The following is a 12,548-nucleotide window of genomic DNA, read 5'->3' as shown; positions in this document are numbered from 1 at the left end:
GGCCTGTACGGCCGGGCTGCGCGGGCCGGAACGAGGCGACGGTCAGGGGTCGTTGACAGATCTGTCCGGGTGCCGCTGAGGCGGCTCGTCAGCACCTCGGCCAGCGGCAGGTCGAGCCGTGCTGGACGGGGATCTCGGTCACGGCCCCGAAAGGCAGCAGGTCCGGCTCACGGCCGACTGCGACCTCAAGCGCGGCGACGGCTTCACTCGCATGATCACTCCTTTCGCGGCGGTCACCAGGTGACCGGCAGTTCGTTGACGCCCTGGATCGTGGTGCCCGGATGGATGTTCAGTTCCTCCACCGGGACCGCCAGTCGCAGCGTCGGGATCCGGTCGAAGAGGGCCGTGAGGATGATTTCGAGTTCCAGCCGGGCCAGGTTCTGGCCGAGGCACTGGTGGACCCCGTAGCCGAAGGCGATGTGGTGCCGGGCTGGGCGCCGCACATCGAAGTCGTCGGGGTTCTCGAAGACCGAACCGTCGCGGTTGGCTATCGAGTTGGAGATGATCACGCCCTCGCCGGCGCGGATCACCTGCCCGTCGGTCTCGATGTCGGCCGTCGCGACGCGGCCGCCCACGATGTCGGCGATGGCCAGATAGCGCAGCAGCTCCTCGACAGCACCCGGCATCAGGCTCGGGTCGGCGCGCAGCGCGGCGTGCTGGTCCGGGTGTTCCAGCAGGGTGATCACGCTCAGCGAGGTCATCGAGGCCGTCGTCTCGTGGCCCGCGATGAGCAGCATGGTCGCGTCCAGAACCAGACCCTCGCGGTCGATGGCGCCCTTCGCCAGCTGTTCGGTGACCAGGGTGCTGAGCAGGCCGGGGCCGGGTTCGGCCGCGAACTTGTCGACCAGTGTGCCCATATAGTCCACGAGTTCCTGGCGCGCGGCGAGCGGGCCCTTTGCGTCGTTCCCCTGGACCATGCGGCGGGAAGCGCTCTGGAAGAAGTCGTGGTCGGCGTAGGGCACGCCGAGCAGCCGGCAGATCACCAGGGACGGCACCGGCAGCGCGAACTGGGCGACCAGGTCGGCCGTCGGGCCGGCGGCGAGCATGTCGTCGATGAAACCGTGCACGATGCGCTCGACGTCCGGGCGCATGCCCTTGATGCGCTTGAGGGTGAACTCGCTGATCATCATCCGGCGCTTGGGGCCGTGCTCCGGCGGGTCCAGGCTGACCAACGACTGCGGGGAGGTGCGGAACGCCGCGAACCTCGGAGAGGTGGCGGGAAAACCGTCGGAGAGGCGGTTGGACGAGATCCGGGGGTCGGTGAGCAGCTTCCGGGCCGTCTCGTGTTTGGTCACCACCCACGCCTGGCGCCCGTCGAAGAGGGTCACCCTCCGGAGCGCATCCTTTGAGTCCCGTAATGAGAGGTATGCCTCGGGCAAGTGGTAGGGGCAGGTGCGGTCGCTGGGGAATGCCGGTGCGTCGTCCTGGTGGATTGTCGCGGCAGTCTCAGTCATCGATCTCCTTGAGGTCTCCGACATTTAAAGTACGCCAAGTTCTCTAACTGGGAGACTAGGCCGTGCAGTTAGAGAACGCAACGATCCCTGAGAGAACTCTGTGGGGTGACGCTGTCACCCCACAACGAGTCCCGCCCTTCGGCTTCCCAAGCACGGTCGGCTATCAGCCCGGTGACAGCACCGCACCGGCCTGGCAGGGCGTACGCGGGCGGGACCGGAGCCGACGCTCCACCGGTGGCCTCCGCAGACCGTGATCTACTTCTGGACGCAGTACCGATCAACGAAATACCGAGGCCGTGACCGACCACTGTTGCCAGGCGATGACCAGCCACGTGAACGTGCGCTGCGCCCAACACGACGATCCCATCGCCTGCCCTGACACGCTGATCCGCTTCAGTGCCAGGTTCCAGGAGTACGGGCTGATCATCCATGACGGCGGCACGTCGAGCATCACCATCGGCTTCTGCCCCTGGTGCGGACGGAGCCTCCCTCCGTCCCAGCGGGACCGGTGGTTCGACGAACTGGAACACCGCGGCATCGATCCGTGGGAGGACGATGTCCCTGCCGAGTTCCACGACGGCAGGTGGCTCACCACACTGCCCCAGATCTGACGAACAGAGGCGGTGGGGACTGGGCCACCAAGCCGACGCCGCGACGATGAGAAAGCGCTGGTCGTCGGCACGGTTCCGAGAGGCTGTCTGCCCTGCGGCGCGGTAGCAGAGCAGACAGCGGGTCAGGTGTACACGATGGGGACGTCGGCGCTGACGCAGTAGCGGACGACGGTGCCGCCGACCGCGGCCTCCCGCCGGTCGTGGTCGCCTTTGACCGGTGTGGAGCCGTGGCCGTACAGATCGGCCGCGAGGCGTTGCATGCCGGCGTCGGAGCCGGTCCGCAGTGTCCGGGGCATGGCGTTGTGGGCCCGGTCGGCGGGTGGGCGTACGGGATGCGGTAGCGGCTTACGCTCCCTCCGGGCCCGGCGTCCCGGCGTCGCTCGGTTCGTGGGCGCCGATGTCTTCGCCGCGGGCCAGGTGCGCGAAGAGCGCCTTGTCCTCCTCCTCGGCGTCGGTCCTGGCCACGGTCCAGCGGACCAGGACGAGAGGCAGCTCGGTGGCCCGGGCATGCTCGGTCAGGAGGTGCAGGTGCCGAGCATGGAGGTGAGGGCGGTCTTCTCCTTGCTGGTGGTGGCGAGTTTGAAGACCGATTTCACGTGGGTGCAGTCCTTGGCATAGGTGCACGAGAAGGCCTTGTTCTCCGGCTTCCAGTCGGCCGGGCCCGAGTCGCTTTGGAGGAGTTCGAGGATTCCGAGGCGATGAGCAGCTGCGGGTCCTTCAGGCCGTTGCCGAACGCTTTGCGCTGGTCTGCGGTCCACGGGGCGGCGCCGGAGCGCCAGGCCTCGGCCAGGGGGACCAAGTGGTCGATGGTGGCCTTGGCGACCTCGGTGACGGTCATGTCGTCGTACAGGGACGCCCACGAGCCGCTCGCGGGCTGGCAGTGATCAGGGCCCTCGACCACGTCCTTGCCATCGCGGGCCAGTCGGACGCCGCCCCGCCGTGGCGGGAACATCTCGGAGATGTGCACGGTGTCACTCGGGCGCGCGTGCGTCAGCGGTTCGCCGAACTTCCCTCGCGTATATGTGCGCGGTTCTATCAGAAGCGCCGTTCCCGAGACAGCGGTACGGGGCGGGGTGTAGCACCCCATGACAACCGTCACCGTCGCATGCGCCACCCCACGACAGTGCCCAACCCCCCGCTCAACGCCCCACCAGCGAAAACACCTACACCTGACGTACCGTCACTGACATCAACCATCGACACCAAACCGGCACATCGCAGCGGAGGCGGAGAAGATCATCTCGCCGCTGCTGGCCGACCCTGCGGTGCGGGAGGCGAGAGCCGCGGTAGAGGCGGCGGAGACGGAGCTCGGTCCGGAACTGTGTGCCCGTCTCCAACCATTCCAGGACCGCTACGACCAGGCCGTGCGCGAGCGACGGCAACGCGGCCCGGCTCACCGGAGTCTGTGCAGGCAAGCACGGCCGCTGGGGAGGGCGGATTTGCGTGCTGGCCGTCGGCCACGAGACCTCGATGGAGGAACCGCACTGGGGCCGCACCAGCGAAGGCCGGCCGATCGCGTGGGTGGGCAGCGCGCCTGACGGCTGGTGAGCAGCGGTGAAACCGGCGGACAGGGCCCCGGAGCGCACGAGCGGCCGGGGGCCTTCGCTGTCCAGGGCCGGCGGCGCCGCGTCCAGGCCCTGCACGCGCTGGGGTGTGCCCGGGGGGTTATGAGCTGCGGCATCACACTGGTGTGCGTGTAGGTCATGGGGTCTTGGGCCGCTCCCCCGGCGAACTACGGTGCAGCGGGGGCGGGACCGGTGAACGAAATCGGCTTGCCAATGGCGTGGGCATAGTCGACTTCCCTGCTCGTGGACGCGCCGATGTACCCGCCGGGGTTGACGACCAGAACCCGGTCTGCCAGGTCGATCTTGCGCAGATGGAGGGCGTCCAGCGCCGTCTTCTGCTTGTCGGTGATCAACTCGTCTGCTTCGCCTGGCGCAACAACAATGACCCCGGCGAAGGTCAGATCACGATTCACCGCGCGCATCTCATCCACGAACTGGGCAGAGCCGCAGATGCAGACGATTTCGGGTCGGTCGGGCACCGCTCATCCTCTGCTCGAACGGGACACCACCAGGGTGCAGGTTGGTACTGCATCGGCAGGAGGTCAGTGGGTGTCACTGCATCAGTGTTGACCGGCCGGTCAGCCGTCGGCCCGTTCCTTCTCGATCGCATTCATCCTGCGGACCATGTCGATCTGCGCGCGGATCATCGTGTCGAACAGGGCCTCCGGATCGCCGTCGGGCCCGGCGTTCGCGGACAGCAGCGCGGCGACGAAGCTGGCGAGGACGGTGACCAGGTCGGCCGTCCCCACCGGGCCGCGGACCTCGATGAGTTTGCGCACAGCGTCGTCGATGCGGTCCATGGCCTCCTCGCCCTGGAGGAACAGGCCGAGCCGGTCGGCGAGGAACATGCGGACGACCGCCACGCCGTCGGCCAGGGCGGTGTCCACGTTGAAGTCGGCGCGCGCCTTCTCCGTCTCCTTGAGCACGGCCGGAATCGTGTACGTCCGCTGCTCTGGAATGAGGCCCTGCTGCCGCCACTCCTCGTACGGGATCGGGTCGGCGGCGTCGCGGCGAGCCCGGTGGTGGTAGGTGGGGCGGCCGCCCGCGGTGCGGCAGGCGCGTCCTGCGGGCGTCTTGCACGTGGGGCATTCGAGGCGGCGGATCCAGGCGCGTACGAGGACCATTTCCTGATCGGAGCGGACGTGTCGTCGCCACTCACCGCCCCACGGGATGTTCTGCGATTCGTTCTCCACGCCCGTTGGCCCCCTGGTCCGGGTGGTGTGCGCCGTCTTCCGTGCCGTGAAGCTGACCGTACCGGCATTGACGCCCTTATGGGCCGTCAGCGGTCGATCGGGAGAACGCCGTCCAGGCCGCTCTCGGAGAGGATCTGTTGGACTGTGTCGTCGCGGGTGCTGGCCGCGCCGATGACGGTCTCCAGGGCGTTGGGGAGCAGGTCCTTCTCCCGGTACCAGTCGCGCAGGTGGCGCTCGTTGACGTGGGCAAGGTACTCGGCGTCGGGTTTCGTCGTGTGCCGGAGCACCGTCTCCTCGAAGGGCACGTGGAGGTAGTAGCACCGTGTGATGCCCCGGTGGGCGCGTACCAGGTCCTGGAGCATCGCGCCGTAGCGGTCGGCGTACAGGATGCCTTCGACGACGACGTGGAAGCCGTGGTCCAGGGCGTAGCGGGCGGTGAGGTCGATCAGGCCGATGTTGGCGCCGCCGGGCCGGTCGCGTTCGCGCAGCACGGTTCGGCGCAGGTTGTCCTGGGCGACGATGGCGAGGTTGCGGCCGAACTTCTCGCGCAGGCCGGCGGTGACGGACGACTTGCCCGAGGCGCTGTTGCCGCGGAGCACGATCAGGCGCGTGTCGCTGGTCCCCACGGTGCCGGGCGCGGCCTCAGTCAACCGCGGCTGACCTGGATACGGTTCTCATGGAAGTGCTCCCAGTCCATGACCAGGCGGAAGCGGCGGTGGGCCTCCAGGCGCTCCGCGTCGGCCGATTCCTCGCCGCGCTGGACACGGGCGTCGCCGGAGGCCACGAACTCCGCGAGGGCGATGCGGACGTCGTCGGCGTCCTGGCCGGTGGCGGCCGCCAGGCGGTCCAGGGAGGTGAGGATCTCCTGCGGTTCGCCCAGATCATCGACCAGATGAGTGATGAGCCTGTCGACGAGCGGGCCGGTGCGCATCGCCCACCGGTTCCGGTCGAGCCGCTTGGCGAGGTCGGCGTCCAGGGGCAGCAGGTCGCCGGGCAACGGCAAGGCGGCGGGCATCGACCACCGGGTGCCGTCCGGTGTCTCCTCGCGGCATACCAGGCCCCACGTCAGGTAGAGCTCGGACAGATCCCGCACGGTCGTGGGCACGGGGAAGCCGGCGGCCGTGAGCATGGCGCCGAACCGCTCCCAGCGCTTCGCCTCGGATGCTTCGCGTCCTTCCGGCGCCTCCTCGTAGTCCCACTCCTCGTCGGGCCATGAGAACGTGAGCGCGGCGTCGAGGTCGCCGCCGATCATGTCCCAGTGGCCGTCGAAGATCTCCTGCAGGAGGTCATCCAGAGAGCCGGTGAAACCGGGCTGGCTGGCGGTCCCGATCAGCAGGGTCAGCGGGAAACCCTGACGGGGCAGGACGTGCTCCCAGCCCGACACCCACCAGTCGTTGTGCATCGCCATGTCCCGGCGCGGACCGGGCACAGACGAGTTCTCGGTCATCTGTAGTTCCTCCTCGAAGGACAGCCAAACGCTGGCAGCGTACGCACTGTGGTGCGGGGAGCGTTCCCACCCCGGACCGGGGCAGAGCGGATTGCGGCGGCCGCAGTCCCAGCGGTTCGCGCTCTCCGGCGGGCCCGCTCACCGGACCACGCCGGCCGCACTGCGCCAAACCGGTGGTCTCCCACGAGGCCGAGGAATTCCCCGAAACAGCCTGATGCGACCAGGGCCGGGGCAGCGGCATGACTCGTACGTCACCCAGACGGCCGAGTCTCATTACCCGCTACAAGCGCCGTGCTGGGTGCATGCATGGTCAAGCCTGCGGGAGGCGGCAGGTGGTCCTGTTCAACATCGAGTGCGCGGTGTTCGAAATCGACGACGAGAACTCCGAGCCACGGGCGATCAAGCGGGCGCTGGTACGACACGAGTGGGCGCCGGCCCGTGAGGAGATGGTCGCGGTGAGGCGTTCTTCCGCCGGCGCGACCAGATCGTGCAGGCCGAGAGCGATTCGGGCCTCGGTCTGCCGCCGGTCCGCGACCGGTGGCACCGCTGGATTCTGCGGAGCCGGCGCTACGCAGAACTGCTCGGTCTCCGTCTTTGAACGCTCCGATGCTGCCCAGTGATCGCTTTGCGTAGTTCCTGGAACGTCGTCGGAGGGCGGCGGGTGGACACATTGCGCTGTGAGGTCAGCGGGCAGACCCGGTTGCGTCCACGTGTGAAGTGAGCACGTCGGACGGGTCTGCAACGCTGAAGCCAACCTGCTCGGTCACACTGACCTCATCCGCCCCGGGGCCTCCCGGTGAGCCGCTACCTGAGGGTGGTTTGAAGCATGGCCAACACCCCCTGGGATGAACGCAGATGGTGGCCGGCGCGGGATGTGGTGCTCAATGTGCTTGCCCGGTTGGTGAGTTGCTCGCCGGGATACCGCATTTGCCGAGAAAGGGCATGCTGCATGCGTACTCGCATCAAGCTGGTTCTGGCCACCGTGGGTGTCGCCTCCGTGGGCGCGGCCTTCGCCGGGGTCGCCATCGCGGCCGACCCCACCGACAACACCAACGTCCCGCATGCCCAGGCAGCCGCCGCCGTCCCCGCGAACGGCGCCAACGCCCGCAAGACCAACACCGTCGAATCGGTCCAGAAGGTGGCCACCGGCCGGTACTGCATCAACCTGGTACCCGGCGTGGACGCGGCCAAGGCCATCCCGCAGGCCACGCTGGAAAACGGCGCCGACTGGGACGCGTCGATCTTCCTTTCCCGCAACCACAGCAGCTGCAAGAACAACTCGATCCGCGTGACGACCGGCACCAGCAAGGGCGCCAGCGACCAGCCGTTCTATGTAGTCATCCCCTGACCCTCACACTATGGGGGCGCCCAGCTCGAATCCGTTCGGGCTGGGCGCTCCCATGCCCGGAGCCCGCATCTGCTGCGCAGCGGTCGTGAAGACGTGCCCGGTGCGCCACCCCCGCGCAGGTGAATGCGCGCTACGCCATCGACGGCCAGAGGGGCCTGCTGTGCGTCTGCGATTGGCTACGGCGGTGCCATTCGGTACCACCGGGGCGACTCGAAGCGGCCCCAAACCGTGCAGATCGATGGGCGTCAGGCTCGTGGCCCCCGTCGAGGCCGGTGCCGTCGCTGGGGCGAACACCGTGGTCAAGAAACCGGGACGTGAGTTTCACATACCCAACAAAAAGAACATACCGGGTTATTCTCCGGGAATGATTCGGCACCTCGCCCCCCTCGCCGCATCCGGTCTGAAGATCGACTGGACCCGGATGCCGACCTACAACACGATCATGTCCGTGGCCGCCGGAGCCGGGCTCCTGCTCGTGGTCGCGCTGGGGCGTCAATTCCTCGGCTCCCGGCGCGCCATCGCGCCCGAGGGCTGGGCGCTGGCCTTCGGCGCCCTCGGCTTCACCCTCGTCACCACCGGTCTGCACATGACGCTGACCTGGCCGCTCGCCGGACAGGGCTTTCCGTTCGACAACGTCATCTTCGGTGAGCCGGCACTGGCCTTCGGGGTCTTCCTGCTCGCCGCCGCCTTCTACCTCTGGAAGCGGGGCCCCGAGCTCCTCGGCGACGACCGCGTCACCCGTACGACCCAGATCGCCCTGCCGATTTCCGTCTTCGTCTTCGGAATGGGGCTCGCCTGCTTCGGCATCGCCGCCGCGGGCTGGAAGTACACCCTCTTCGCCGCACCGCCGGAGGAGCCCGTCTCCGGTGAGTTCGCGAAATGGCCGCTCCTCGAAGCGAGCTTCATGTCCGGCCTGTACGTCCTGGTCGGCATCGGCGCGCTCCTCTTCCCGTTCGCGCTGCGCCGCCCCCGGACCTGGCTGAGCAAGGTCGTCGGGACCGCCTGGGGGCTTTCCGGACTCGCCTTCCTGCTCTTCGGCGGACTGAACTACTTCACCCACATCGGACTCATCGTCAACACCATGTGAGTCCTCACGGACTCGGCGGAAGCCGCCCTGTTCAAGCCCAGAAATCAGCTCATGCGCGGGCGGCTTCGGCGATTTCTTCGATCCCGGCGACGCCGTACGCCCGGTCGTCCACGGCAGCGCGCGCCTTGCCGGGGAGCCGCCGAAGGAGAGCCGCTCGACGCGCACGGTCAGGCTCCCGGCCTCGGCGGATTCGGCGGGAAGGGCGGATTCATGTCCGGCCCCGGACCGCTGGGCGGGTGCCCCGGCGGAGGCTGAGAAGGAGGACGCGCGGGAGGCTTCCGCGCTTCGCTCGTCATGGCGCGGCGTAGCCGCCCGCCACATCCTCAACCCCGCTGGTGGGGCCGGAGTCGCGACGGCTTCGGCGGCCTGCCGGCCGTGAAGGGCGTGGCCTCGGGAGCGACGGCCAGCTCCAGTCACGGCGTCATCACGCGCTACCTGTGAAACGGTCGCCTCGGCCCAGGGTTCGGCAGCCCGGATCACAGCCGGTCAAGGCTTCTGACGGTAGGACCGGTTTCCTGGTCCGTTCCTCTGGGGCCCAGGGCACGAATCCCCGCTGATTCCGCGGGTGTGACCCGCCGCGTGGGCGTGACGGTCCCCGTCCCTGACGGTGGGTCCCGGTAGGAAGGCGGGCATGGAATCTCGCAGCAAGGACGTGGCCTCCCGCTTCCTGGAGGAGACAGAGGAGCGGGACCGCATTCCCGCGTATGACCATCTGTGCACGGCGGACTATCGCGAGCACGATCCGGCGATGCCGCAGGAGACCGTGGGCCTGGCCGAGGCCCGCGAGATCTATCGGGAACTGGTGACGGCTTTCGGGCTCCGGCACACCGCCGAAAGCATGGTCGCCGAGGACGACCTGGTGTGCGCGCGGTTCACCGTGCGGGGCCGCCACACCGGCAAGTATCAGGGATTCCCTCCAAGCGGCCGAACCTTCGAGGTGTCCGGCCAGATCACCTTCAGGTTCCGGGGCGGGAAAATCGCCGAGACCTGGCTCAACTGGGACTACCAGGGTGCCCTGGAACAACTCGGCGCACCGGGCGCTGCCGCGTGACCCTCGCGTTCTCCCCGCACCGCCACGCCAGCGGCCGGATCCCCGGGCCCTGGCCCGACAGTCCGCTGCCCCGTGATCCGTGTCGGGACCGTCGCGCCGAGGGCGCGCGCAATCCGCGCGGGCGGGGCGGAGAACACGCCCGTACTCACGGCTGTGGTGCTGTCCGACGGCGGGCGTGGAGGAAGACAGCGGCGGTGGACACCGCGGTGGCGACGCCCAGGGCGGTCAGGGCCATCACGGTGGTGGTGTCGGGGGAAGTGACGGGCTGGCCGCGGTCGGCCTGCCAGGTGAGGATCCCGGTCAGGGCGAGGCAGAAGGCTGCGGCGATCCAGACCAGGGCAGTGCGGTGCCGGGGACCGAGCATGCGGGGGCCGAGGGTGAGGAGCAGCCCGAGCAGGATCAGGACTTGGAGGGAGTGGACGCCGACGAAGTGCGCCACGCGCCAGTCTCCGCCGACCGTGCTGAAGTTGCTGACCGGCATCCCGGGGCCGCCGTCGGGCGGGCCCACGGTGTGCGCGCCGATGTACGGCATCCCGCCGAGGTACGGCGAACCGGGCCGGGGATCCGCCGCTGCCTCCTGCGCCGGCGTGGACTGCACCATCAGGTAGACCGCGACCATGCTCACGGTGACCACGACCATGCCCAGCCGCAAGGCCCAGGACAGCGCCGGCGGCCCGACCCGTTCCCGCAGCAGCAGCACCACGGCCACCAGGCCCATCGCGAGCAGGACCAGTGAGGCCGTCAGCATGACGAAGATCCGCGTGGCGGTGGCGAGGGTGGTGAAATTGAAGTGGCTCGTGGTCCCCTCCGCCGCCGCCCAGGAGCCCCCCGCTCCCTCGATGGCCACACAGACCACCGCCGTCCACGCCATCACCCGCACCGCGCGGGCGTGCCCCCGGGCGAGGGACAGCAGCCAGATGAGCGTGACCCCGAACAGCCCGAAGGAGAAAGCGAACCGGGCGGGCTTCGCCCATACCGGCTGCCCGGTGAGCTCCCGCGGGTCCACTGCCAGCCCCACCAGCGCGGCCACCAGGAACACGCCCGCGACAACAACCATCGCGGCCATCGGCGCATTGACCGTCCACGCCCTGCGCACCAGAGCCTGCGGCCCGGACACCTCCACGACCCATCCGCCATCCCTCCGCAACGACATCGCCGCCCATGCTCCGCCGAGACCACCGAGCAGGCCGCCGACCCGGCCGGACGGTCACCCGACCGCCCCGAGAATGTCCACCACCCGGCCCACCCAGCCACCGGCAACAGCATGGCCACGACCCCGAGACTCAAGGACCGGACGGGTCGCAGGTGGAGCTCGCCGCCGACAGACTCGCCGCGCTGGCCGGCCTCGTCCCGTCCGTAGTCATCCGATGGGGAGGGGAGGGGGCCAGCGTCCTCTCCGTCGTCGGCGAACAGCTTCGGCACGAGGCACTGGGCGATTGCCAAGGAGTTAAGGGTCTTTCGGCACTGGTTGTCGGCCCAGGGGCAGCGGTCATCGAGTTTCCCATGGTGAGCGTGAGGCGCGCGGAGTTCCGTCCAAGGTGTGCGCAGCTCGTGGGTGGCAGCGTTGCGCAGGTCACGGGCCGTCTCCTCGTACATGCTCCGTACTCTGACGCCCAGGACCCGGGAGCCGAGCATCGTGGCAGCCTTCTTTGCTCGGCCGGGCGCCAGCGGCTGCTCGCTGGACAGGACGTCCACATCTGCCCAGAGCTGGAGCGATTCGAGGCGGCCTGAAATCTCGCGGAGCAGTTCCAGGATCTCGTTGACCAGTTCGTTGGGGGCGATTGTGCTGGGCCGTTGGCGCGCGGCCCCCTCCATGCGGTTTTCATGCTGATAGGTCGGTTCCACCGGGATGCCGGCGAAGTCGGTGATTGTCCCGTCCGGACCGTCAGACCTCCCGCTCGCCGATGATCCGTCTCCGCGTTCGGGGTGTGGTCACCGAGGTGAACAGGGCTGCGCGGCCTGCGTCGAGGTCGAGGCGTTCATCCACGGCGGTCAGTACGGCGTTGTCCGCTTCCGCGAGCAGGGCATCGAGCGCGGCGTCGCTGTCGAAGTGGGGCATCGTCCGCCTCCGTCGGTCGCGTTCAGCAAGGTCGTCTTGAGCCGGGCGCGGGCGCGGGCGCGGGCGCGGCTCAGGTTCTGCCGTACCGCTTCGTGGGTCATGCTGAGGGCTCTGCCGATCTCGCTGGTGGTGAAGCCGTCCAGGTGCCAGGCGAGTGTCGCGCGTTGCCGGGGCGGCAGTGCGGCGAGCGCTTCGTAGACCAGGGCTTCTCCGCCCGTCGCCCCGATCTGGATGCGTGCTTTTTCGCCGGCCCGGCGTTCGGTGACCGTGCGGAGCGTGCCGGTGCAGATCGGCCTGCTCCAAGCCGCCGCGGCCCTCTTGGACGAAGTGGCGCAGGCCGGTGAGGGGAACGACGCGCGTCGCCGGGCCGCCGCGGACACCGTGACGCTGCTGCCGCGGGCCGCGATGAACCGGGCGAGCTGAGCGCGCGGCGCCGTGCGCCGTACGGTGGTGGCAGGGCGGACGACGAGAACACCGAACTGCGGGAGATCAAGCGTGCGTTGGCGCGGCGTGCGTGGGTGCCGAGCCGTGAAGAGATCGTCGCGGGTGAGGCGCTCTTCCACCGTCGCAACCTGATCGAGCAGACGGAGGGCGAGCCGGGTCACGGTCTGCCGCCGGCCCGTGATCGGTGGCATTGCTGGATTGTGCAGGGGCTGTCCGGTCACCTCCGCCTGCCCCGCGAGGCCGAGGCCGAGGCCGAGGCCGAGGCCGAGGCCGAGGCCGAGGCCGAACT

15 protein-coding genes and 1 pseudogene are annotated in these 12,548 nt (G+C 69.0%); 6 read left to right on the top strand and 10 right to left on the bottom strand.

The window, feature by feature from the left end; translation table 11 throughout:
- Positions 1–233 precede the first annotated feature (233 nt).
- Positions 234–1,454: a cytochrome P450 gene (locus ACFU99_RS15490; RefSeq protein ID WP_384391357.1), complete on the bottom strand. Its 1,221-nt coding sequence runs from the start codon at positions 1,452–1,454 to the stop codon at positions 234–236.
- Between the two features lie 296 nt (positions 1,455–1,750).
- On the opposite strand from ACFU99_RS15490, the gene ACFU99_RS15485 reads away from it, so the two are divergent.
- Complete coding sequence (locus ACFU99_RS15485; RefSeq protein ID WP_384391354.1) at positions 1,751–2,065, top strand: DUF6980 family protein; 315 nt, start codon at positions 1,751–1,753, stop codon at positions 2,063–2,065.
- A 122-nt stretch (positions 2,066–2,187) separates the two neighbouring features.
- Here ACFU99_RS15485 and ACFU99_RS15480 read toward each other — a convergent pair whose 3' ends face one another.
- From ACFU99_RS15480 to ACFU99_RS15455, 6 genes are all read right to left on the bottom strand, one after another.
- A complete protein-coding gene (locus tag ACFU99_RS15480; RefSeq protein ID WP_384391352.1) occupies positions 2,188–2,361 on the bottom strand; it encodes a hypothetical protein in 174 nt (57 codons plus the stop codon).
- Positions 2,362–2,580: 219 nt separating this feature from the next.
- Complete coding sequence (locus tag ACFU99_RS15475; protein WP_384391349.1) at positions 2,581–2,823, bottom strand: hypothetical protein; 243 nt, start codon at positions 2,821–2,823, stop codon at positions 2,581–2,583.
- 974 nt (positions 2,824–3,797) lie between these two features.
- Positions 3,798–4,109: a hypothetical protein gene (locus ACFU99_RS15470; RefSeq protein ID WP_384391346.1), complete on the bottom strand. Its 312-nt coding sequence runs from the start codon at positions 4,107–4,109 to the stop codon at positions 3,798–3,800.
- A 99-nt stretch (positions 4,110–4,208) separates the two neighbouring features.
- A complete protein-coding gene (locus ACFU99_RS15465) occupies positions 4,209–4,823 on the bottom strand; it encodes a hypothetical protein (protein WP_384391343.1) in 615 nt (204 codons plus the stop codon).
- A gap of 86 nt (positions 4,824–4,909) precedes the next feature.
- Positions 4,910–5,473, bottom strand: a complete 564-nt coding sequence (locus ACFU99_RS15460; protein WP_384391341.1) for an AAA family ATPase — start codon at positions 5,471–5,473, stop codon at positions 4,910–4,912.
- Complete coding sequence (locus ACFU99_RS15455) at positions 5,470–6,270, bottom strand: DUF6042 family protein (protein WP_384391338.1); 801 nt, start codon at positions 6,268–6,270, stop codon at positions 5,470–5,472. The genes ACFU99_RS15460 and ACFU99_RS15455 overlap by 4 nt, the downstream gene beginning before the upstream one ends.
- Before the next feature lie 949 nt (positions 6,271–7,219).
- Here ACFU99_RS15455 and ACFU99_RS15450 point away from each other — a divergent pair.
- The 3 genes from ACFU99_RS15450 (at position 7,220) to ACFU99_RS15440 (ending at position 9,756) form a co-directional block, all read left to right on the top strand.
- Positions 7,220–7,618 carry a hypothetical protein gene (locus ACFU99_RS15450; RefSeq protein ID WP_384391336.1) on the top strand — a complete coding sequence of 133 codons (399 nt, stop codon included), beginning with the start codon at positions 7,220–7,222 and terminating at the stop codon, positions 7,616–7,618.
- A gap of 364 nt (positions 7,619–7,982) precedes the next feature.
- Positions 7,983–8,705, top strand: a complete 723-nt coding sequence (locus tag ACFU99_RS15445; protein ID WP_384391333.1) for a DUF981 domain-containing protein — start codon at positions 7,983–7,985, stop codon at positions 8,703–8,705.
- A 631-nt stretch (positions 8,706–9,336) separates the two neighbouring features.
- A complete protein-coding gene (locus tag ACFU99_RS15440; protein WP_384391331.1) occupies positions 9,337–9,756 on the top strand; it encodes an ester cyclase in 420 nt (139 codons plus the stop codon).
- Between the two features lie 145 nt (positions 9,757–9,901).
- On the opposite strand, the gene ACFU99_RS15435 is transcribed toward ACFU99_RS15440, so the two are convergent.
- The 3 genes from ACFU99_RS15435 to ACFU99_RS15425 form a co-directional block, all read right to left on the bottom strand.
- Complete coding sequence (locus ACFU99_RS15435; protein ID WP_384391328.1) at positions 9,902–10,879, bottom strand: hypothetical protein; 978 nt, start codon at positions 10,877–10,879, stop codon at positions 9,902–9,904.
- 762 nt (positions 10,880–11,641) lie between these two features.
- Positions 11,642–11,815, bottom strand: coding sequence for a hypothetical protein (locus ACFU99_RS15430; RefSeq protein WP_384391365.1), 174 nt, complete (start codon positions 11,813–11,815; stop codon positions 11,642–11,644).
- Positions 11,749–12,018 carry a sigma factor-like helix-turn-helix DNA-binding protein gene (locus tag ACFU99_RS15425; RefSeq protein ID WP_384391359.1) on the bottom strand — a complete coding sequence of 90 codons (270 nt, stop codon included), beginning with the start codon at positions 12,016–12,018 and terminating at the stop codon, positions 11,749–11,751. The genes ACFU99_RS15430 and ACFU99_RS15425 overlap by 67 nt, the downstream gene beginning before the upstream one ends.
- 73 nt (positions 12,019–12,091) lie before the next feature.
- Between ACFU99_RS15425 and ACFU99_RS15420 the strand changes: the two genes are divergently transcribed.
- Entirely contained in the window at positions 12,092–12,238 is a 147-nt protein-coding gene (locus ACFU99_RS15420; protein ID WP_384391362.1) for a hypothetical protein, read from the top strand.
- 95 nt (positions 12,239–12,333) lie between these two features.
- Positions 12,334–12,548, top strand: a pseudogene (locus ACFU99_RS15415) (hypothetical protein); the annotation flags it as partial.

This window comes from Streptomyces sp. NPDC057654 (genome assembly GCF_042800135.1).
Taxonomy (GTDB): Bacteria; Actinomycetota; Actinomycetes; order Streptomycetales; family Streptomycetaceae; genus Streptomyces.
This window is presented reverse-complemented; position numbering and strand designations above follow the sequence as displayed.

Bases quoted from the DNA above. Each gene is read 5' to 3' on its own strand.
- ACFU99_RS15490 (WP_384391357.1), bottom strand. From the start codon at position 1,454: ATGACTGAGACTGCCGCGACAATCCACCAGGACGACGCACCGGCATTC.
- ACFU99_RS15480 (WP_384391352.1), bottom strand. From the start codon at position 2,361: ATGCCCCGGACACTGCGGACCGGCTCCGACGCCGGCATGCAACGCCTC.
- ACFU99_RS15455 (WP_384391338.1), bottom strand. From the start codon at position 6,270: ATGACCGAGAACTCGTCTGTGCCCGGTCCGCGCCGGGACATGGCGATG.
- ACFU99_RS15450 (WP_384391336.1), top strand. From the start codon at position 7,220: ATGCGTACTCGCATCAAGCTGGTTCTGGCCACCGTGGGTGTCGCCTCC.
- ACFU99_RS15445 (WP_384391333.1), top strand. From the start codon at position 7,983: ATGATTCGGCACCTCGCCCCCCTCGCCGCATCCGGTCTGAAGATCGAC.
- ACFU99_RS15440 (WP_384391331.1), top strand. From the start codon at position 9,337: ATGGAATCTCGCAGCAAGGACGTGGCCTCCCGCTTCCTGGAGGAGACA.
- ACFU99_RS15430 (WP_384391365.1), bottom strand. From the start codon at position 11,815: ATGCCCCACTTCGACAGCGACGCCGCGCTCGATGCCCTGCTCGCGGAA.